Origin of the sequence: Streptomyces sp. NPDC006743 (genome assembly GCF_040703815.1) — a bacterium.
Taxonomy (GTDB): domain Bacteria; phylum Actinomycetota; class Actinomycetes; order Streptomycetales; family Streptomycetaceae; genus Streptomyces.
The window spans coordinates 81,232-101,509 of record NZ_JBEYJA010000006.1 but is presented as its reverse complement, the minus strand read 5'-3'; the positions used below and the strand labels follow the sequence as shown (position 1 = coordinate 101,509).

15 protein-coding genes and 1 pseudogene are annotated in these 20,278 nt (G+C 73.8%); 3 read left to right on the top strand and 13 right to left on the bottom strand.

Annotated features, from left to right (window positions below; translation table 11 throughout):
* The first annotated feature begins 4 nt into the window (after window positions 1-4).
* A complete protein-coding gene (locus ABZ719_RS07745; protein WP_366724305.1) occupies window positions 5-751 on the top strand; it encodes an MBL fold metallo-hydrolase in 747 nt (248 codons plus the stop codon).
* Window positions 752-783: 32 nt separating this feature from the next.
* A complete protein-coding gene (locus tag ABZ719_RS07740; RefSeq protein WP_366724304.1) occupies window positions 784-1,590 on the top strand; it encodes a DUF3097 domain-containing protein in 807 nt (268 codons plus the stop codon).
* 20 nt (window positions 1,591-1,610) lie between these two features.
* On the opposite strand, the gene hemW is transcribed toward ABZ719_RS07740, so the two are convergent.
* The 4 genes from hemW to lepA form a co-directional block, all read right to left on the bottom strand.
* Window positions 1,611-2,843, bottom strand: coding sequence for a radical SAM family heme chaperone HemW (gene hemW / locus ABZ719_RS07735; RefSeq protein WP_366724303.1), 1,233 nt, complete (start codon window positions 2,841-2,843; stop codon window positions 1,611-1,613).
* 163 nt (window positions 2,844-3,006) lie between these two features.
* A complete protein-coding gene (locus ABZ719_RS07730) occupies window positions 3,007-4,923 on the bottom strand; it encodes an ATP-binding SpoIIE family protein phosphatase (protein ID WP_366724302.1) in 1,917 nt (638 codons plus the stop codon).
* 133 nt (window positions 4,924-5,056) lie between these two features.
* Window positions 5,057-6,937, bottom strand: coding sequence for a long-chain fatty acid--CoA ligase (locus ABZ719_RS07725; RefSeq protein ID WP_366724301.1), 1,881 nt, complete (start codon window positions 6,935-6,937; stop codon window positions 5,057-5,059).
* A gap of 273 nt (window positions 6,938-7,210) precedes the next feature.
* The gene (gene lepA, locus ABZ719_RS07720) at window positions 7,211-9,079 is read right to left on the bottom strand and encodes a translation elongation factor 4 (RefSeq protein WP_366724300.1); all 1,869 of its coding nucleotides are present in this window, start codon (window positions 9,077-9,079) and stop codon (window positions 7,211-7,213) included.
* A gap of 222 nt (window positions 9,080-9,301) precedes the next feature.
* Here lepA and rpsT point away from each other — a divergent pair, with 222 nt between their 5' ends.
* Window positions 9,302-9,568 (top strand): 30S ribosomal protein S20, encoded by a 267-nt coding sequence (gene rpsT, locus ABZ719_RS07715; protein WP_133041041.1) that lies wholly within the window; start codon window positions 9,302-9,304, stop codon window positions 9,566-9,568.
* 352 nt (window positions 9,569-9,920) lie between these two features.
* Here the strand turns inward: rpsT and ABZ719_RS07710 are convergent.
* From ABZ719_RS07710 to ABZ719_RS07670, 9 genes and pseudogenes are all read right to left on the bottom strand, one after another.
* A pseudogene (locus ABZ719_RS07710) lies at window positions 9,921-10,924 on the bottom strand (IS5 family transposase).
* A gap of 575 nt (window positions 10,925-11,499) precedes the next feature.
* Entirely contained in the window at window positions 11,500-12,489 is a 990-nt protein-coding gene (holA, locus tag ABZ719_RS07705; protein WP_199811560.1) for a DNA polymerase III subunit delta, read from the bottom strand.
* A gap of 306 nt (window positions 12,490-12,795) precedes the next feature.
* Complete coding sequence (locus ABZ719_RS07700; protein ID WP_078883927.1) at window positions 12,796-13,041, bottom strand: hypothetical protein; 246 nt, start codon at window positions 13,039-13,041, stop codon at window positions 12,796-12,798.
* A gap of 56 nt (window positions 13,042-13,097) precedes the next feature.
* Window positions 13,098-13,979, bottom strand: coding sequence for a YceI family protein (locus ABZ719_RS07695; protein ID WP_366724299.1), 882 nt, complete (start codon window positions 13,977-13,979; stop codon window positions 13,098-13,100).
* Between the two features lie 208 nt (window positions 13,980-14,187).
* Window positions 14,188-14,328, bottom strand: coding sequence for a hypothetical protein (locus ABZ719_RS07690; RefSeq protein WP_366724298.1), 141 nt, complete (start codon window positions 14,326-14,328; stop codon window positions 14,188-14,190).
* Window positions 14,329-14,461: 133 nt separating this feature from the next.
* Window positions 14,462-17,101, bottom strand: coding sequence for a ComEC/Rec2 family competence protein (locus tag ABZ719_RS07685; RefSeq protein WP_366724297.1), 2,640 nt, complete (start codon window positions 17,099-17,101; stop codon window positions 14,462-14,464).
* Window positions 17,098-18,375 carry a ComEA family DNA-binding protein gene (locus ABZ719_RS07680; RefSeq protein ID WP_366724296.1) on the bottom strand — a complete coding sequence of 426 codons (1,278 nt, stop codon included), beginning with the start codon at window positions 18,373-18,375 and terminating at the stop codon, window positions 17,098-17,100. The genes ABZ719_RS07685 and ABZ719_RS07680 overlap by 4 nt, the downstream gene beginning before the upstream one ends.
* 213 nt (window positions 18,376-18,588) lie before the next feature.
* On the bottom strand, window positions 18,589-19,434 hold the full coding sequence (locus ABZ719_RS07675; RefSeq protein ID WP_366724295.1) for a DegV family protein: 846 nt from the start codon (window positions 19,432-19,434) through the stop codon (window positions 18,589-18,591).
* Between the two features lie 72 nt (window positions 19,435-19,506).
* Window positions 19,507-20,274 carry a hypothetical protein gene (locus ABZ719_RS07670; protein ID WP_366724294.1) on the bottom strand — a complete coding sequence of 256 codons (768 nt, stop codon included), beginning with the start codon at window positions 20,272-20,274 and terminating at the stop codon, window positions 19,507-19,509.
* Between the last annotated feature and the right edge of the window lie 4 nt (window positions 20,275-20,278).

The following is a 20,278-nucleotide window of genomic DNA, read 5'->3' as shown; positions in this document are numbered from 1 at the left end:
AGGTATGACGGTGACTTGGGAAGACCTGGGGTGGGAGCGGCTGGCCGAGGGCGTGGGCCGGGTGCGGCTGCCGGTGTGGGACTGCACGGCCGCACTGGTCGTCGGGGCCGGTGCCGCGCTGTGGGTGGACCCGGGGGCGTCCGTCGCGGAGGGCGCGCGGTTGCGTGCGCGGGCGCGCGAGATCACGGGCGGCCGTGTGACTCTTCTCGCGCTCACGCACCCGCACTTCGACCACGTCTTCGGGGCGGCGGCCTTCGAGGAGGCGGCCGAGGTCTTCGCCGCCGAGGGGGCGGGCGCGGTGCTCGGCGACGCGCGCGAGCGCGCGGAGCTGCGCGCGGACGCGGTGCGCCAGGGGCTGGACGCGCGGGCAGCCGAGGAGGCGGCCGCGGCCCTGGTACGGCCCGGCCGCGAGGTCCGCGACCGGCTGACCGTCCCGCTGGGCGGCGGCCGGGAGGTGCTGCTGGCGAACGTGGGCCCGGGGCACACCGCGCACGACCTCGCCGTGGTGGTGCCCGGCGAGGGGCCGGGCCGGGGGCCGGTGGTCTTCTGCGGTGACCTGGTCGAGGAGTCCGGCGAACCGCAGGCGGGCCCGGACGCCGTGGTCGAGCGGTGGCCGGCCGCTCTGGACCGGCTGCTGGAGCTGGGCGGCGAGGACGCGCTGTACGTCCCCGGGCACGGCGCCGCGGTCGACGCGGCCTTCGTCCGGGCCCAGCGGGACGCGCTGGCCGAGCGCTTCGGCGTGTCGCGCTGATCACCGCCCCGGATCTCCCTATCGTCACTCGAATGCGCCAGTACTCCGCCGACCTGACCCCGCCCTGGAAGAAGAAGTCCCAGCCGGCGTTGGAGGTCGCGGCCGAGCCGGGCCTGGTCGTCGAGGAACCGGTGACCGGATTCTGCGGGGCGGTCATCCGCTGCGAGGCGGGCACGGTGACCCTGGAGGACCGGTTCGGCAAGCACCGCGCCTTCCCGCTCCAGCCGCGGGGCTTCCTGCTGGAGGGGCGGCCGGTGACGCTGGTGAGGCCCGCCGCCGGTCCGGTACGGCCCACCCGCACGGCCTCCGGTTCGGTCGCCGTGCCCGGCGCACGCGCGCGCGTGGCCCGCGCCGGCCGCATCTACGTGGAGGGCCGGCACGACGCCGAGCTGGTCGAGAAGGTGTGGGGCGACGACCTGCGCATCGAGGGCGTCGTCGTGGAGTACCTGGAGGGCGTCGACGACCTCCCCTCGATCGTCGCCGAGTTCGCGCCCGGCCCGGACGCCCGCCTCGGCGTCCTCGTCGACCACCTCGTCCCGGGCAGCAAGGAGTGGCGCATCGCCGAGTCGGTGACCAGCGAGCACGCCCTGGTCGTCGGCCATCCGTACATCGACGTCTGGGAGGCCGTGAAGCCGGCCTCCCTCGGCATCGGGTCCTGGCCCCGGATCCCGCACGGCCAGGACTGGAAGAAGGGCGTCTGCCGCGCGCTGGGCTGGCCGGAGAACACGGGCGCCGCCTGGCAGCAGATCCTCGCGCGGGTGCGGTCCTACAAGGATCTGGAGCCGGAGCTGCTGGGCCGGGTCGAGCAGCTGATCGACTTCGTGACGGAACCCGCGTAGCTCCCGCGGCCGGGCGCGCCTCAGTCCACCAGGTCCCGCACCACCGCGTCCGCCAGGAGCCGCCCGCGCAGGGTGAGCACGGCGCGGCCGGCGGCGTACGGGCCCTGCTCCAGGAGCCCGTCGGACAGGGCGCGCCGGGAGGCGGCCAGGCCCTCCGGCCGCAGCAGGGAGAGCGGCGCGCCCTCCTTGAGCCGCAGCTCCAGCAGGATCCGCTCCACCCGGCGGTCCTCCTCGGTGAGGAGTTCGCGCCCGGCACCCGGGGAGCGGCCCTGGGCCAGGGCGGCGGCGTACGCGCCGGGGTGCTTGACGTTCCACCAGCGCACGCCGCCGACGTGGCTGTGCGCGCCGGGGCCCGCGCCCCACCAGTCGGCGCCGCGCCAGTACAGCTCGTTGTGCAGGCAGCGGCCCGCCTCGGAGGTGGCCCAGTTGGACACCTCGTACCAGTCGAAGCCCGCTGCGGACAGCGTCTCCTCGGCGATCAGGTACCGGTCGGCGTGCACGTCGTCGTCGGTCATGGGGACCTCGCCGCGGCGGATCCGGCGGGCGAGCCGGGTGCCCTCCTCGACGATCAGCGCGTAGGCCGAGACGTGGTCGGGGCCGGCGCCGAGGGCCGCGTCCAGGGAGGCGCGCCAGTCGTCGTCGGACTCGCCGGGCGTGCCGTAGATCAGGTCCAGGTTGACGTGCGCGAAACCGGCCGCGCGGGCCTCGGCGACGCAGGCCTCGGGGCGGCCGGGGGTGTGGGTGCGGTCGAGGATCTTCAGCACGTGCTGCCGGGCGCTCTGCATGCCGAAGGAGATCCGGTTGAAACCGCCCTCCCGCAGGGTCGCCAGGTAGGCCGGGTCGACGGACTCGGGGTTGGCCTCGGTGGTGATCTCCGCGTCGGGCGCCAGACCGAACTCGTCGCGGACCGCCGCCAGCATCCGCACCAGGTCGTCGGCGGCGAGCAGCGTGGGCGTGCCGCCGCCGACGAAGACCGTACGCACCTGGCGCGGGTCGTCGCCGAGGACCTTGCGGGCCAGCCGCACCTCCTCGACGAGGGCCGCCGCGTAGTTGTCGCGGGAGGCGAGCACACCGCCGGTGCCGCGCAGCTCGGTGGCGGTGTAGGTGTTGAAGTCGCAGTAGCCGCAGCGGGTGGCGCAGTAGGGCACGTGCAGGTAGAACCCGAGGGGCCGGCCGGCGGCCCCGGCGAGCGCGGACGCGGGCAGCGCGCCGTCGGCGGGGACGGGCTCGCCGTCGGGGAGTGCGGAAGGCATGCCTTCCATTGTCCAGTACGGCGCTCCTTGCCGTGCCCGGAGCACGAGGAGGGCCGGGTCGTCACTGTGCCCGGAGCACGAGGAGGGCCGGGTCGTCACTGTGCCCGGAGCACCAGGAGGGCCAGGTCGTCACTGTGCCCGGAGCACGAGGAGGGCCAGGTCGTCACTGTGCCTGGAGCACCAGGAGGGCCAGGTCGTCCTCGGGCGGGCGCTCGCCGAACTCGTGCACGAGCTGCCGGATGCGTTCGGCGATCAGGCCGGCGTCGAGGCCCGCGCAGCCGGCGAGGGCGGCGGCGAGCCCGTCGCCGTCGTCGAACTGGCGGGAGCCGGAGCGCCGCTCGGTGACCCCGTCGGTGACGCACAGGAGGGTGTCGCCGGGCACCAGCTCGAAGCTCTCGCACAGGTACGTCTCGTCCTCGATGACGCCGAGCAGCGTCTGCGGGCGGGCGACCGTGCGGACGCCGCCGTCGCGGGCGAGGACCAGCGGCAGCGGGTGACCGGCGCAGGCCAGGGTGCAGCGCACACCGCCCTCGAAGGGGGCCAGCTCGCCGTAGAGCAGGGACAGGAAGCGGGTCTGCGGGGCGTCGCCGGGCGCGACGGGGCCGACCAGGGCGCGGGCCGCGGCGTCGGCGGCCTCGGTGGCGTCGTCGAGGAGGAGCTGGTTGAGGCGGTCGAGGACGTCGGCGACGCCGTACCCCTCGCGGGCCAGCAGCCGCAGCCACGGCCGGGCGAGTCCGATGACCACGGCGGCCTCCGGCCCCTTGCCCTGGACGTCGCCGATGGCGAAGCACCAGCGGCCGTCGCCGGCCGGGAAGAGGTCGTAGAAGTCGCCGCTCGGGCCGCCCTGGTCGCACGGTTCGTAGACGAGGGCGCTGCGCATGCCGGGGATCTCGGCGACCGCGCCGGGCAGCAGTCCGCGCTGGAGCACGGCGCTGATGGTGGCCTGGCGGGCGTACTGCCGGGCCGCGCCGATGCCGAGCGCGACCCGCCTGCTGAGGTCCTCCACCAGGCCGGTGATCTCGTCGGGGAAGCGGAGCAGCCCGGCCCGGCCGATGACGAGCGTGCCGAGCGGGCGGCCGCCCGCGATCAGCCGGTAGGCGAGCGCGGCTCCGTCCGCGGCGTGCGGGCCGAGCGCCTCGCCGGGCCACGGGTAGGGCACGGGACCGGAACTCAGCACGTCGTCGGCCGGGCGCGGCGGGTCCTTCTCCAGGGCGCGGCGCAGCTCCTCGAGGTGGTTCTCGCTGACGTGCCAGACGCGGGCGAGGCGCGGGCCGGGCGCGCCGGTGGCGTCGTTCCACAGGCCGCGTGCCGTGGACTCGTCCTCCAGCCAGACCGCGCACCAGTCGGCCAGCCGGGGGACGACGAGCTGGCCGGTGAGCGCGGCGACGAGGTCCTCGTCGAGCTGCCCGGCGAGCAGGTCGGACGCCTCCGCGAGGAAGGACAGCGCGCCGCGGCCCAGCCATTCGCGGTCGCGTTCGGCGCGCTGGGGTGCGGGGGCGAGGATCTCGGCGACGCCGAGCCAGGGCGCGGCGTCCTGCCCGGCGGCCTCGGCGTTCCCCTCGTCGCCCGCGTCCTTCCCGGCGTCGGCGGACAGCCGCGCCCACACGGTCTTGGCCCCGGCCCGGTAGGTGATGCCCCACTCCTGGGCGAGCGCGGCGACCAGCCGCAGGCCGCGGCCGTACTCGGCGGTCTCGCAGGGCGTCTCCTGGCCGGAGCCGTGACCTTGCCCGTGCTCGCGCGGGGCGCGCGAGGGGTGCCGGTCGGTCACCTCGACGACGCACGCGCCGGTGTCCGTCTCCATCCGGCAGGTCAGCTCGGTGTCCGTGCCCGCGTGGACGACGACGTTGGTGACCAGTTCGCTGACCACGACCAGCACCTCGTCGGCGAGCCGGTCCGCGACGCCGAGGCCGAGGTCGCGCCATTGCTGGAACGCCGCGCGGACCAGCGCACGGGCGGTGCCCGGCGCCAGCGGGCTGCCGGGCAGCGTGGCGCGCACCTCGCCGCCCGCCTCCGCACCCTGCCGCGCGGCCGGCTCACCGGCGCGGGAACCCGTCTCCCGCTGCGTCGGAATGGCCCCCATCTACAGCTCCCCGAGCAATCGGACGATAGGTCGTTCGTTGCCGACAGGGTGACAGAACGGCCGCGTCCATGAGCACGGAGTTACCGAACTCGACCGCCAGGGGCGAGAACTGTGCTACGCAGGAGCTACGCCCTCACGCCTCCCGCGCCCCGGCGTACATGTCGTCGATCAGGTGCTTGTACGCGCGCTCCACCACCGGCCGCTTCAGCTTCAGCGACGGCGTGATCTCGCCGTGCTCGACGTCGAGGTCGCGCGGGAGGAGACGGAACTTCTTGATCGTCTGCCAGCGCTGCAGGCCCTCGTTGAGCTGCTTGACGTAGCCGTCGATCAGCTCGACGGTCCGCGGGGCGGCGACGACCTCGGCATACGGCCTGCCCCCCAGACCGTTCTCCCCGGCCCACTCCAGGATCGCGGCCTCGTCGAGCGCGATGAGGGCGGTGCAGAAGTTGCGGTCGGCGCCGTGGACCAGGATGTTCGAGACGTACGGGCACACCGCCTTGAACTGGCCCTCGACCTCGGCGGGCGCGATGTACTTGCCGCCGGAGGTCTTGATCAGGTCCTTCTTGCGGTCGGTGATGCGCAGGTAGCCGTCCGGGGACAGCTCGCCGATGTCGCCGGTGTGGAACCAGCCGTCGGACTCCAGCACCTCGCCGGTCTTCTCGGGCAGCTTGTGGTAGCCCTGCATGATGCCGGGGCCGCGCAGCAGGATCTCGCCGTCCTCCGCGATGCGGACCTCCGTGCCGGGCAGCGGCTTGCCGACGGTGCCCGTGCGGTAGGCCTCGCCGGGGTTGACGAAGGAGGCCGCGGAGGACTCGGTGAGGCCGTAGCCCTCCAGGATGTGGACGCCGGCCCCCGCGAAGAAGTAGCCGATCTCGGGGGCGAGGGCGGCGCTGCCCGAGATGCAGGCGCGCAGCCGGCCGCCGAAGGCCTCGCGGATCTTGGCGAAGACGAGGGTGTCGGCGACCTTGTGCCGGGCGGCGAGCCCGAAGGGCGCGGAGTGGACGCCGGTGCGCTGGAAGTTGTCCTGCGTGACCTTGGCGTACTCGCGTCCGACCTCGGCCGCCCACTGGAAGATCTTGTACTTGGCGTTGCCGCCGGCGCGGGCCTTGGCGGCGACGCCGTTGTAGACCTTCTCGAAGATGCGCGGCACGGCGGCCATGTAGGTGGGCTGCACGACCGGCAGGTTCTCGATGATCTTGTCGACGCGGCCGTCGACGGCGGTGACGTGCCCCAGTTCGATCTGCCCCGAGGTGAGCACCTTGCCGAAGACGTGCGCGAGCGGCAGCCACAGGTACTGCACGTCGTCGGGGCCGAGCAGGCCGGTGGAGGCGATCGCCTTCGCCATGTACGACCAGTTGTCGTGCGGGAGGCGGACGCCCTTGGGACGGCCGGTGGTGCCGGAGGTGTAGATGAGGGTGGCGAGCTGGTCCTTGGTGATCGCGCCGACCCGCTCCTTGATCAGCTCCGGGTGCTCCTCCAGGTAGGCGGCGCCGCGCCGCTCCAGTTCGGCGAGGGTGAGGACCCAGTCGTCCTCGCCCTTCTCCACGCCCGCCGGGTCGATCACGACGACGTGGTGCAGCTCGGGCAGTTCGGCGCGCCGTTCGACGGCCTTGGCCAGCTGTGCGGCGTTCTCCGCGACGAGCACTCTGCTCTCGGAGTCGGACAGGATGAACGCCGACTCGTCGGCGTTGGTCTGCGGGTAGACCGTGGTGGTGGCCGCGCCGGCGCACATGATGCCGAGGTCGGCCAGCACCCACTCCACGCGCGTGGAGGAGGCGAGCGCGACGCGCTCCTCGGGGCGCACCCCCAGGTCGATGAGCCCGGCGGCGATGGCGTACACCCGCTCGGCGGCCTGCTCCCAGCTCAGCGAACGCCACTCGTCCGGGCCCTCTCCGGAGGACGGCGGTACGGGGTAGCGGTAGGCCTCGGCGTCCGGTGTGGCCGCCACACGCTCCAGGAAGAGGGCCGCCACGGACGGCGGACGGTTCTCGATCAGGGTCTGTGCGTCGCTCACGACATCCTCCGGGGCCCGCGGCAGTGCGGCGGCTGGCTCAGGTGCGGCTGGGTTGACTCACGGGTGGTGGTTCGGCGTTGTTTAACTCGCGAGTAACTAGCGAGCAGGCATCAGGGTAAAGGGCGACCGGCCACCGCGTAAGGGGCTGTGGCCTGAGACTTCCCACAGAGCGCTACCACGCGCGTGCGCAGGGGCCCGCCGCACTTTCGTGCGACGGGCCCCTTTTCACCCGGTTCACCGGCGCGCCGGACACCCGACCCGCGGCGGCGCCGGTTACTTCTTGCCCTTGGCCGGCGCCGCGCTGTCATCGCTGGAGAGCACCGCGATGAAGGCCTCCTGCGGAACCTCCACGGAACCCACCATCTTCATGCGCTTCTTGCCCTCCTTCTGCTTCTCCAGCAGCTTCCGCTTGCGAGAGATGTCACCGCCGTAGCACTTGGCGAGGACGTCCTTGCGGATGGCGCGGATGGTCTCGCGGGCGATGACGCGCGACCCGACGGCCGCCTGCACGGGGACCTCGAAGTTCTGCCGCGGGATCAGCTCCTTGAGCTTGGCGACGAGCCGCACGCCGTACGCGTACGCCTGGTCCCGGTGGGTGATCGCCGAGAAGGCGTCCACCTTGTCGCCGTGCAGCAGGATGTCGACCTTGACGAGGCTCGAGGACTGCTCGCCCGTGGGCTCGTAGTCCAGGGAGGCGTACCCGCGGGTCTTGGACTTCAGCTGGTCGAAGAAGTCGAAGACGATCTCCGCGAGCGGCAGGGTGTAGCGGATCTCGACGCGGTCCTCGGACAGGTAGTCCATGCCGAGCAGGGTGCCGCGCCGGGTCTGGCACAGCTCCATGATCGCGCCGATGAACTCGGTGGGCGCGAGGATGGTGGCCCGCACGACCGGCTCGTACACCTCCGCGATCTTCCCCTCGGGGAACTCGCTCGGGTTGGTGACGGTGATCTCGCTGCCGTCCTCCATGATCACGCGGTAGACCACGTTGGGGGCGGTGGCGATCAGGTCGAGGCCGAACTCGCGCTCCAGCCGCTCCCGGATCACGTCCAGGTGGAGCAGGCCGAGGAAGCCGACGCGGAAGCCGAAGCCGAGCGCGGCGGAGGTCTCCGGCTCGTAGACGAGCGCGGCGTCGTTGAGCTGGAGCTTGTCCAGCGCCTCGCGCAGCTCCGGGTAGTCGGAGCCGTCCAGCGGGTACAGCCCGGAGAAGACCATGGGCCGGGGGTCCTTGTACCCGCCGAGCGCCTCGGTGGCGCCCTTGTGCTGGCTGGTGACGGTGTCACCGACCTTGGACTGGCGGACGTCCTTCACACCGGTGATCAGGTAGCCGACCTCGCCGACGCCCAGGCCGTCGGCCGGCAGCATCTCCGGGGAGTTGGTGCCGATCTCCAGCAGCTCGTGCGTGGCGCCGGTGGACATCATCCGGATCCGCTCGCGCTTGTTGAGCTGGCCGTCGATCACACGGACGTACGTCACCACACCGCGGTAGGAGTCGTAGACCGAGTCGAAGATCATCGCGCGGGCGGGGGCGTCCTTGACACCGACCGGGGCCGGGATCTGGTCGACCACCTTGTCCAGCAGCGCCTCGACGCCGAGACCGGTCTTGGCGGAGACCTTCAGCACGTCGTCGGGGTCGCAGCCGACCAGGTTCGCCAGCTCCTCGGCGAACTTCTCCGGCTGCGCGGCCGGCAGGTCGATCTTGTTGAGGACCGGGATGATCGTGAGGTCGTTCTCCATCGCCAGGTAGAGGTTGGCGAGGGTCTGCGCCTCGATGCCCTGGGCCGCGTCCACCAGGAGGATCGTCCCCTCGCAGGCGGCGAGCGAGCGGGACACCTCGTAGGTGAAGTCGACGTGCCCCGGCGTGTCGATCATGTTGAGGATGTGCGTGTTGCCGGGCTCGTGGGTCGGGGCCCACGGCAGCCGCACCGCCTGGGACTTGATCGTGATGCCGCGCTCGCGCTCGATGTCCATGCGGTCGAGGTACTGGGCGCGCATCTGCCGCTGCTCGACCACACCGGTCAGCTGCAGCATCCGGTCGGCGAGAGTGGACTTGCCGTGGTCGATGTGCGCGATGATGCAGAAATTGCGGATCAGCGCCGGGTCGGTACGGCTCGGCTCGGGCACATGGCTGGGGGTCGCGGGCACGCAGGGTCCTGATTCTTGAGGCGTCCGCATACGTGTGCTTGTCCGTCTGCGGTCTCGGGTCGGATCGATACGTAGTCTTTCCATGGTCCCATGTCCGGCCGGGACCGGTGCGCCGCGACCGGTTTGGGCCCTGGAACGGGCCGCTGGTAACGTGGGGGGCTGTGTCTCATGCCCTCTCAGCGCGAGGCACATCGGAAAATTTTCGAAAGAGAAGGCTCATTCGTGGCGAACATCAAGTCCCAGATCAAGCGGATCAAGACCAACGAGAAGGCTCGGCTGCGCAACAAGGCGGTCAAGTCCTCCCTGAAGACGGCGATCCGCAAGGCCCGCGAGGCCGCTGCCGCGGGTGACGTCGAGAAGGCCACCGAGTACCAGCGCGCTGCCGCGCGTCAGCTCGACAAGGCCGTCTCCAAGGGCGTCATCCACAAGAACCAGGCCGCCAACAAGAAGTCGGCGCTTGCTTCGAAGGTCGCGTCCCTCCAGGGCTGAGTCCCTGACTTGTCGCCGGACGGACCCGAGCGGGCCCTCTCTCATCCGCTCCCGCCCGGCCCCCCGGACCCGTGCGCGGCCTGCGTTCGCCACGCGGGCATGGGTCCACGAGCGTCATCCGAAGGCCCCGACGGCCCTCCCTTCCCCAGGGACGGCCGCCGGGGCCTTCGGCTTTCGGCTGGGGCGAGGGCGTCGGGGCGGGGCGGGGTGGATCGGGTGGGGGCGACGCCGTCGGGCGGATGGCTGGTGCCGGGGCGAGGGGAGGATGAGGGGCCTTTCCTCGGCGGCGCGGCGCCGAGGCCGCTCGCGGGCGGGCGGGGCGCCTTCCGCTAGGGCGTGTATCGAGTTGTGATCACTGAGTGGTTCGGGTGAGGTCCTTGATCCAGATCATGGAGGCGCGGAGGTGGAGTCCGGCGAGGTAGCTCTCGGGGGTCTTGTCGTAGCGGGTGGCGATCCCGCGCCATGCCTTGAGCTTGTTGATCAGGCGCTCGACGGTGTTGCGCTCTTTGTAGAGCTCGGCGTCGTGGGTGACGGGTCGGCCGCCGTGCCGGCCCTTCTTCTTCCGGTTGGCGGCCTGGTCCTTCTTCTCCGGGATGACTGCCTTGATCCCGCGTTTGTGCAGGTGAGCGCGGTTGCCGTGAGAGGAGTACGCCTTGTCTGCGGCGACTGCGTCCGGTCGGGTGCGGGGGCGCCCGACGGGCCCGCGGACGCGCACTTTGGCGAGCAAGGGGATGAACTGAGGGCTGTCCGCGGCCTGGCCGGCGGTCAGGATCAGGGCCAGGGGCCGGCAGCGGCGGTCGGCAGCCAGGTGGATCTTGCTGGTCTGTCCGCCTCGCGAGCGCCCGAGCAGAGCGGCTCTCAAACGCAGCTTGCGCCGTCGCCGAACGCGTCGCCGTTCGCCCTGGCCGGGATCGCAGACGTCGCCCTGTCCGTCTTGTTCCTCCGCGCCGCCCCCTTTTGCCGGGCCGCCTCCGCCTCGACGGCGGCTTTCTCCAACGCGTCCAGGACGCCCTCCTCCAGGCGCATCCCGGCCGCGTCGTGGTGGGCCCGGACCGTCGTGGAGTCCACGCTGACCAGCGACAGGTCCACCCCGCCCCGCTCGGCCGCCTCGGCGATCGCCTGCTCCAGCAGCGCTTCGAAGACCCCGGCGTCCCGCCACTGCCGGAACCGGTTGTGCACGGTGGACCAGGCACCGAACCGGCCCGGCATCTCCCGCCACTGCGCTCCCGAGCGGAACTTCCAGATCACGCCCTCGAACTGCTGCCGCAGCCGCTCGGGATACGGGCCGTACTCACCGACCGGCAGATACGGCTCGACGAACCCCCACTCCTCGTCCGTCAGTTGCTCACGCGTCATGTGCACTGGACTACCGGATCCGCCCTCGGAGCGAGGGCGGATCCGACAAACTGATCACGACTCGATATACGCCCTAGGGGGGCCGGTGGCGATGCCGTTCGGAGGAGGGGGGCCTTCCGCGCGGGGGCCGGTGGCGATGCCGTTCGCGGGAGGGGAGGGCGCCTTCCGCGCGGGGGCCGGTGGCGATGCCGTTCGCGGGAGGGGAGACGGCGCTTTCCGCGAGGGAGGTTTGGGTGCCGAGGCCGTCCGGGGAGGGCGCCGGCTCTGCGAGGGAGGCCGGTGCTGAGGCCGTCCGCCGGGGGGCGCCAGCACCGTCTGCCGGGGGGGGAAGGCCGGAGTCGAAGCCGTCCGAGGAAGGGCGACGGTGCTTCCGCGAGGGGGGTTCGGTGCGGGACCGGTGCCGGGGCCGTCCGGGGGAGGGCGACGGCGCCTTTCCGCGAGGGAGGTTTGGGTGCCGAGGCCGTTCAGGGAGGCCCGGCGCCCTCCGCCAGGCGGGGGTTGGGCGCCGAAGGTCATCCGGGAAGGCAGCCGCACCGTCTGCGAGGGAGGTTCCGTGCCGGCCGGGCGGGAGGGGGTCAGCCGCGTCCTCGTGAGCGGGCCGCGCGGGCGATGGTGACCACGGCCTTCTCCAGGGCGTACTCCGGGTCGTCGCCGCCGCCCTTCACGCCGGCGTCCGCCTCGGCCACCGCGCGCAGGGCCACCGCCACTCCGTCCGGGGTCCAGCCGCGCATCTGCTGGCGGACGCGGTCGATCTTCCACGGCGGCATGCCCAGCTCCCGCGCCAGGTCGGCGGGGCGCCCGCCGCGCGCCGAGGACAGCTTGCCGATGGCCCGCACGCCCTGGGCCAGCGCGCTGGTGATCAGCACCGGAGCCACGCCGGTCGCGAGCGACCACCGCAGCGCCTCCAGGGCCTCCGCCGCGCGGCCCTCGACGGCCCGGTCGGCGACGGTGAAGCTGGAGGCCTCCGCCCGGCCCGTGTAGTAGCGGGCGACGACGGCCTCGTCGATCGTGCCCTCCACGTCCGCGACGAGCTGGGACACCGCCGACGCCAGCTCCCGCAGATCACTGCCGATCGCGTCGACCAGTGCCTGGCACGCCTCGGGCGTCGCCGAGCGTCCCAGCCCGCGGAACTCGCCCCGCACGAAGGCCAGCCGGTCGGCCGGTTTGGTCATCTTCGGGCAGGCCACCTCCCGCGCGCCCGCCTTGCGGGCCGCGTCCAGCAGGCCCTTGCCCTTGGCACCGCCCGCGTGCAGCAGCACGAGAGTGATCTCCTCGGCGGGCGAGGCCAGGTACGCCTTCACGTCCTTGACCGTGTCGGCCGACAGGTCCTGCGCGCTGCGGACGACCACGACCTTGCGCTCCGCGAAGAGCGAGGGGCTGGTCAGCTCGGCGAGCGTGCCGGGCTGCAACTGGTCCGGGGTCAGGTCCCGCACGTCCGTGTCGGCGTCGGCGGCCCGCGCGGCGGCCACCACCTCCCGCACGGCGCGGTCGAGCAGCAGGTCCTCCTGGCCCACGGCGAGTGTCACCGGGGCGAGAGGGTCGTCGTTCGCAGTCTTCCTGGCCATCGCGACAAGCATCGCACGGCGCACTGACAACGCACCCGCCCCGCGACCGCCCACGCTCCGGCAGCGGGGCGCATCAGGGGCAGCGGGGCGGATCAGGGGCATCGAGGCGGATCAGGGCTCACGGCTCGCCCCCGGCTGCGACGGCGCCCCGCCCCCACGACTCCTCGCCACCACGACGCCCCGCCCCCACGACTCCTCGCCACCACGACGCCCCGCCCCCACGACTCCTCGTCACTGCGACGCCCCGCCGCCACGACGCCGCGCCTCATCACCACCACGACGACTCGCCGCTACCGCTCTCCCTCGCTACGGCTCCTCGCGCCAGCCGTCCCACTCCCCCGCGAACGCGTCCAGCTCCGCCGGGTCGAGCCGGTCCTCCTCGTCGCGCAGGACGACGAGCCACTGGGCGTCCTCGGCGTCGTCCTCGCCCGCCAGCGCGTCCCGTACCAACTGCGGCTCCTCCCGGAGCCCGAACCGTTCCCCGAGCGCCTCCGCGGCCTCCTCCGCCGCATCGCGGTCGGGCAGCACCAGGACATGTCTCACGTCACTCACGCACGCCATTGTCGGTCACCGCGGATGCGTCCCGTCAGCGACGGCGGGCCGGCCGCTCAGCCCTTGGGCACGACCTGTATGTCGAGTTCGACCTTGATGGTCGGGCCCACCACGGCGATACCGCGCGCCAGCATCGTCTGCCAGCTCACCGTGAAGTCGTCACGGTGCAGTTCGGTGGTGGCGCGGCAGGCGGCCCGGACCTCGCCCTCCATGCCGTTGCCGAGGCCGAGGTACTCCGTGTCCAGGGTGACCGTACGGGTCACGCCGTGCAGCGACAGTGCTCCGGTGACGGCCCATTTGTTGCCGCCGCGGTGCGCGAACCGGTCGCTGTAGAACTCCAGGGTCGGGAACCGCGCCACGTCCAGGAAGTCCCCCGAGCGCAGGTGGTCGTCGCGCATCTTGACGTTGGTGTCGATGGACGCCGCGTCGATCACCACGTGCATCGCCGAGCGCTCGGCATCCTCGGCGACCCGCACCACCCCGGCGAACGAGTTGAACCGGCCGCGGATGCGGGCCAGCCCGATGTGCCGGGCGGTGAAACCGATCGCGGAATGCGTGGGCTCGATCTCCCAGTCGCCGGGCGCGGGCAGCGCCGGCGGCTGCGCGACCTGGAGCGTCACATCGCCCAGCGAGGTGAGCGAGTCCTCCGCGACCGTCGCCGCGGCCCGGTAGGGCGCGTACCCCTCGGCGGACACCGCGAGCCGGTACTCCCCCGCGGGCACCGCCGCCACGAACGACCCGAACGGATCCGTCCCGCCGCTGACCACCTTGCGCCCCGCGGTGTCGATCACCGTGAACTCCGCCTGCGGCACCGGCTGGTTGACGGGGTCGAGCACCCGGCAGCTCAACGCTCCCGCGTTCGGTGGGGTCCACACCGCCGCCAGGAGACTCGTCCGTTGCGCCCGCTTCGTTCGGCTTCCCAGCAACCGGCCGATCATCTACGACACCTTCTGCACGATGTGAAAACAGCTGTTACCAAAAAAGCATTCGATCACCGATGGGGCTTTCGAGGCAACACGGGATCACATCATGGGAAACCGTCCCATGTGCCGCGACTCGCACGAGTGGCACCGTGTGGCCCGAATTCACCGCTCCCGGCGTGATTTCGCACAGTCCCCCCACAGCCTCAGAACTGACTACACCCCCTCATCCTTGGCCGCGCTCGGCAGCGCCGGCGCGCATCAGCCCGGCACCGGCACCGGCACCGGCACCGGCATCGGCATCGGCATCGGCATCGGCATCAACGGCCAGCCACCAGCCAGCCGCGTCGCCCACCTGTCCGAGCACCCCAGGCGGCGTCGGCTGTCCCGGGCGATGCGCCACTCGGAGCCGCGACGGCTGCCGGCCCGCGTGAGCCAGGAGATGCTCCCCCAGACGCCGTCTCGCAGAGGTACGTCCGGCCCGCGCGGCAGCCCCGTCCTCACTCCCGGGCCACGCGCAGCGCCGTGCCCTCGCCGGTGACGGCCAGTGTGCCGTCCTGGTCCGTTCGCAGGACCGTCGCTCCCTCCGCCCGCAGGGCCGCCACCGTGCGGGGGGCCGGGTGGCCGTACATGTTGTCCGTGCCACACGAGATCAGGGCCAGCCTCGGGGACACCAGCCGTATCAGGTCGGGGTCCTGGTACGCCGATCCGTGGTGAGCGACTTTGAGGACGTCCACCCGGGTCAGCCCTGCCGCCTCCGGGGAACGCGCCAACTCCTGCTGGGCGAGGGGTTCCAGGTCGCCCAGCAACAGCAGCCGCAGGCCGCCGGAGCGGACGAGCAGGGTGACGCTGGCGTCGTTGGGGCCGTCGGGCCGGACCGAGGGGCGGTCCGACGGCCACAGGACCCGCCAGGACAGGTCCCCCGTGCGCCGCTCCTCCCCCGCGACGGCGCGGGTGAGCGGGATGCCCCGCCGCGCCGCCTCCTTCCGTACGAACCCGGCCTGTTCGGCGGGCTCTTCGTACCCGGTGGTCTCGATCGCGCCCACCGAGCGCCCCCGCAGGACACCGGGCAGACCGGTCACGTGGTCGGCGTGGAAGTGGGTCAGGACGACCAGCGGGATGCGGGTGATCCCGAGGGCGCGCAGGCAGCGGTCCACGCGTCGGGGATCGGGTCCGGCGTCCACCACCACACCGGCTCCCGGCCCCGCCGCCAGCACCGTCGCGTCGCCCTGCCCCACGTCGCACATCGCGAACCGCCACCCCGGCGGCGGCCAGCCGGTGAGCACCCGGGTCAGCGACGGCGGCCGCACCACCGCCAGCAGGAGCAGCACCCCGCAGACGCCGCACAGCCACGGACGCCCCGGCAGCCGCCGGGCCAGCAGCACGGTCCCCGCCGTGATCAGCCCCAGCAGCAGCGCTCCGGTCCAGCTGCCCGGCCAGTCCACTCCCCCGCCGGGCAGCCCGGCACCGGTGCGGGCGACGCCCGCGATCCACCTGGTGGGCCAGCTCGCGCACCAGGCGAGCGCCTTGGCCGGTGCCATCGCCACCGGGGCGCACGCCAGCGCCGCGAAGCCCAGCACCGTGGCGGGGGCGACCGCGATCTCCGCCAGCAGATTGCACGGCACCGCCACCAGGCTCACCCGGGCCGACAGCACGGCGACGACCGGCGCGCACAGCACTTGCGCCGCGGCCGCCGCGGCGAGTGCCTCGGCCAGGCGGGCGGGCACCCCGCGCCGGTGCAGCGCCGTGCTCCAGCGGGGCGCCAGCGTGAGCAGGGCGCCGGTCGCCAGGACCGAGAGCAGGAAGCCGTAACTGCGGGCCAGCCACGGGTCGTAGAGCACCAGCAGCAGAACGGCCGTGGCCAGGGCGGGGATCAGCGATCTGCGCCGTCCGGTGGCCAGGGCGAGCAGCACCACGGCCCCGCAGGCCGCGGCCCGCAGCACGCTCGGGTCGGGCCTGCACACGACGACGAACCCGAGGGTGAGCGCCGCACCCAGCAGCGCGGTGACCCGCAGCGGCAGGCCGAGTCCGGGCGCGAGGCCCCGGCGCTCGGCGTGCTGGGCCAGGCCGGGCGGCCCGATGAGCAGAGCGAGGAGGATCGTGAGATTGGCCCCCGAGACGGCCAGGACGTGGGCGAGGTCGGTGTCCTTGAACGCCTCGTCCAGTTCGGGGCCGATCCGCGAGGTGTCCCCGACGACCAGTCCCGGCAGCAGGGCCCGCGCGTCCGCCGGGAGTCCGTCGGTCGCCGCGCGCAGCCCTGCCCGCAGCCGTCCCGCCAGGCGCTGCGGGCCGGACGGGCCCCCGATCACCTCGGGCGCCGTGCCGTCGCGGACCCTCAGCACCGCGGCGATCCGGTCGCCGCCCGTCAGCGGGGGCGCCAGCCGTGCCGTCACCCGCAGCCGCGTGGACGGCAGCAGCCCCAGCCAGGGCGAGCCCCGGCCCCCGGCTGCGGACGCACCCGGGCCGGCGCCTCCCCGCGCGCCGGCGTCCACGAGGACCAGCACCGGGGCGCGGGTCCTCGCCGTCGCTCCGTCCGGCCCCCGCACACGTCGCACCTCGGCGTCGGCCAGCACGGAGACCGGGGCCATGTGGTCGCCGCTGACCCGGGGCCGGGTGAGCCGCGGGTCGGAGGTCAGCTCCACCTCCGCGGTGACCGTCGCGTACTGCCGTGCCAGCCCGGGGACCGGGCCGCGCCGCAGGTCCGCGCCGTGCAGTCCCGCCGAGGCGGCGGCCGCCGCGGCGGCGAGCAGCGCGGCCGAGACGGAGGTGCGCACCCAGGCCGGCGCGGCGCCGTGGAGGCGGCCCGTCCCGACCCTGGGCTGCTGTCCGGTCCGTGCCCGGCCCGGCGGGTGCCGGTGCCCGTGCCGCCGGGTGAGGACGAGGACGGCGGTCGTCGCGAGAGAGACGATCACGAAAGCCGTCACCCATCGCGCGGAGACGTCCAGCGTCAGGGCCGCCGTCGCCCAGGCCGCGAGCGCGGGTGGCACGAGCCGGAGGTCGGCCGGTCCCTCCTGCCGGGGGTGAGCGGCTCCGAGCCGGTTGCCGGAGTCGGCGTGGACCGGTGGGCGAGCGCGGTCGGCGGGGACGGTGGGGGGAGGCCCGGACGGGGCTCCGGCCGGCGCCTTCCTGTCCGCGCTCATTCCCGCACCAGGTTGCGCAGGTCGGCGAAGCGGCGGTCGCCGATACCGCTGACCTGCCGCAGTTCTCGCACCGAACGGAACCCTCCGTGCTGCGTGCGGTAGTCGATGATGTGCCGGGCCAGTACCGGGCCGACGCCGGGCAGCGTCTCCAACTGGTCGGCGGTGGCGGTGTTGAGTGAGACGGGGGCCGCCGGTGCCCCTGCCGCGCCCGCGCCGGATCCGCCGCCGGCCACGCCTCCCGGCGCGGCCGGTCCTGTCCCGGCCGGTCCTGTCGCGGGTGCGGGTCCGCCCACGACCACCTGTTCGCCGTCCACGAGGAACCTGGCCCGGTTGAGACCGGCGAGGTCGGTGCCCGGCCGTGCCCCGCCCGCCGCCCGGATCGCGTCGGCCACCCGCGCACCCGCCGGGAGGCGGTGGATCCCGGGGTGGCGGACCTTGCCGCTGACGTCCACCACGATCTGCGGCGCCCCGGGCGAAGGCGCGGCGGCCGGTGCGGAGACCGGGGAGCCGGCGCGGGCGCTCCCACTCTCGTCCGGGCCGGGGCGCGGTGCCGCGGCACGCACCACTCCGGGGGCCGCGACGGACTGGGTGCGGCCGGTCCAGAAGTGCTGTACGGCCAGGGCGGCGAGGGCCACGAGCACCACCGTCAGGGCGATCACGTTCCTGCGCTCGAGCGCGCACCGCGTCTGCAGCCACAGGGGCGTCCGCTCCCGCAGCGCGAGACCGGCCCGCTCCCGCCACGTCCACTCCCCCGGCGTCCGCTCCCCCGGGGCCCGGTCGTGCGGCGTCCGCTCCCCCGCGGGCCGGTCGTGCGGCGTCCGGTCCCGCCACGTCCGCTGCCGCGGCGTCCGGTCCTGCCAGGTCCGCGCCGCGTCGGCCCTGTCGGGAGTGCCGGCCGCGTCGGGGGCATCGGGCGCGTCGGCTGCGTCGGGGGCGTACAACCTGTCGGACGTGCCGGCCACCGCCCCCGCACCGGCCTCGCCGGCCGCCTCCCCGGTGCGCACCGCGCCGGTCGTGCCCGGCCCAGGGGACCGAGGCGGTCCGCTGCCCGACTCCCCGGCCGGCGCCGTGGAGCCCGCGAAGAGGACTTCCGCTCGCCGGCGCAGATCCTCGGCCGGGGCCTGCCGCTGACGCAGGGCGTGCCGTGCGGGAGCGTGGCCACGGTGCGGGTGACGGCGCTCGCGGGTCCTGCCGTCCGAGCCGGGGACGCGGCCGGGGCCGCTGGTGGCGGAAGCCGTAGCGGACGTTGAGCGTGAACGTGATCGAAGTGCCATGCCGTCAGCATCGGGCAGCCCGGCCGTCCCGCGATGATCTTGCTCGATTCCCGGGGACTACTCACCGGTTGTGGACAACTCCGTCACCCGTGCGAGTGATCCCTTGCGCTGCCCCCCGGCTCCGTCGACGGCTGGGCCGTCCCCGACCACTCCGTCGACGACCGAGCCGCCCCGCCGGCCCTCCGGCCCCGTCGCCTCGGGTCCGTAGGCGTCTCAGCGCGGAGAGACCACGACCCCCAGCAGCCCGGGTCCGGTGTGCGCGCCGATGACCGCGCCGACCTCGCTCACGTGCAGGTCGGCGAGTCCCGGTACCCGGGCCCGCAGCCGGTCGGCGAGGGCCGCCGCCCGGTCGGGGGCGGCGAGGTGGTGGACGGCGAGGTCGATGCCTGCTCCGCTCGCCCGCTCGGCCACGATCTCCTCCAGGCGGCCGATCGCCTTGGAGGCCGTGCGCACCTTCTCCAGCAGTTCGATCCGGCCGTCCTGGAGTTGCAGCAGGGGCTTGACGGCGAGGGCGGAACCGAGCAGGGCCTGCGCGGTGCCGATTCGGCCGCCGCGGCGCAGATAGTCGAGGGTGTCGACGTAGAAGTAGGCGGAGGTGCCGGCGGCCCGCTTCTCGGCGGCCGTGACCGCGTCGTCCACCGTGCCTCCGCCGTCGGCCGTCTCGGCTGCGGCCAGGGCGCAGAAGCCGAGCGCCATCGCGACGGTCCCGGTGTCCACGACCCGGACCGGCACCGGTGCCTCGCGCGCCGCGAGCACAGCGGCGTCGTAGGTGCCCGACAGCTCCGCGGACAGATGCAGCGAGACGATCTCCGTCGCCCCGGACGCGGCGACCTTGCGGTAGGTCTCGGCGAACAGCGCGGGGCTGGGGCGCGAGGTGGTGACGGACCGCCGCTTCTGCAGTGCCTGGGCCAGGGAGCGGGTCGAGATCTCGGTGCCCTCTTCGAGCGCCTGGTCGCCGAGGACCACGGTCAGCGGGACCGTGGTGATGCCGTGGCGCTCCATCGTCCGCGGCGGCAGGTAGGCCGTTGAATCGGTGACGATCGCGACATGGCGGGACATGAGCTGGAGGTTACCTGCCGTAGCGCCCGGGCGGCAGCCCAGCCCCTCTGACCGGGTGGGCGCGTGGCCGGATCAGGTGGTGCTCTCCGGGCGGGGCTTCTTCTGCCAGGAGTACGGGGGGCGGCGTCCCGGCGGGGTCAGGGCGGCGCGGGGCCGGTCCTGGGCGGAGTCGGGCCGGGGGGTTTCGGCCGGCGTGGTCCGCTCGTCGGAGCCGGTGGTCCCGGCGGCCGGTGTCCCGGCGCGCGGCTGGGCGGTGGAGGGCTCGCCCCATGCGGGGGTGTCGGACGCGGGCCGCGCGCTGGTCCAGTGCCGCAGGGCGTCGGCCTCGACCCCGATCTGGGCGCTCAGGGTGTCCAGGTCGTCGTCGGCGAAGCGGCGGGCCCGGTCGCGGGCCGCCCAGCGCAGGGCGTCGGCCGACTCCGTGATGCGCCGGGTCCGCTCGGTCAGGTGCGGCAGCCGCTCGGCGAGCGTCGCCCGGTCCGGCTCGCTCTGCAGGCGCTTGAGTTCGTGGTCCAGCTCGTGCCCGTGGGCGCTGAGACGGTCGAACAGGGCGACGGATTCCTTGAGGGACTCGTCCTCGGCCGCGCCCGCGTGGAGGGCGTCCTGGGTGGCGCGCATCGAGGTGCGCAGCGTGAGCCGGAGCTGGGCCAGTTCGCCCGCGGGGCCCGGCTGGGCGAAGGACTTGGCCCGCAGGGCCTGGTCCTCCACGGCGCGGCGGGCCTGGTTGACCGTGCGGTCCACGCCGCGCTTGGCGGCACCGACCGCCTTGGCCGTGGCGTAGGCGCCGAGGGCCAGACAGAGCACGAAGAGCACGGCGACGACCGCGACGACTGCTTCCACGAAG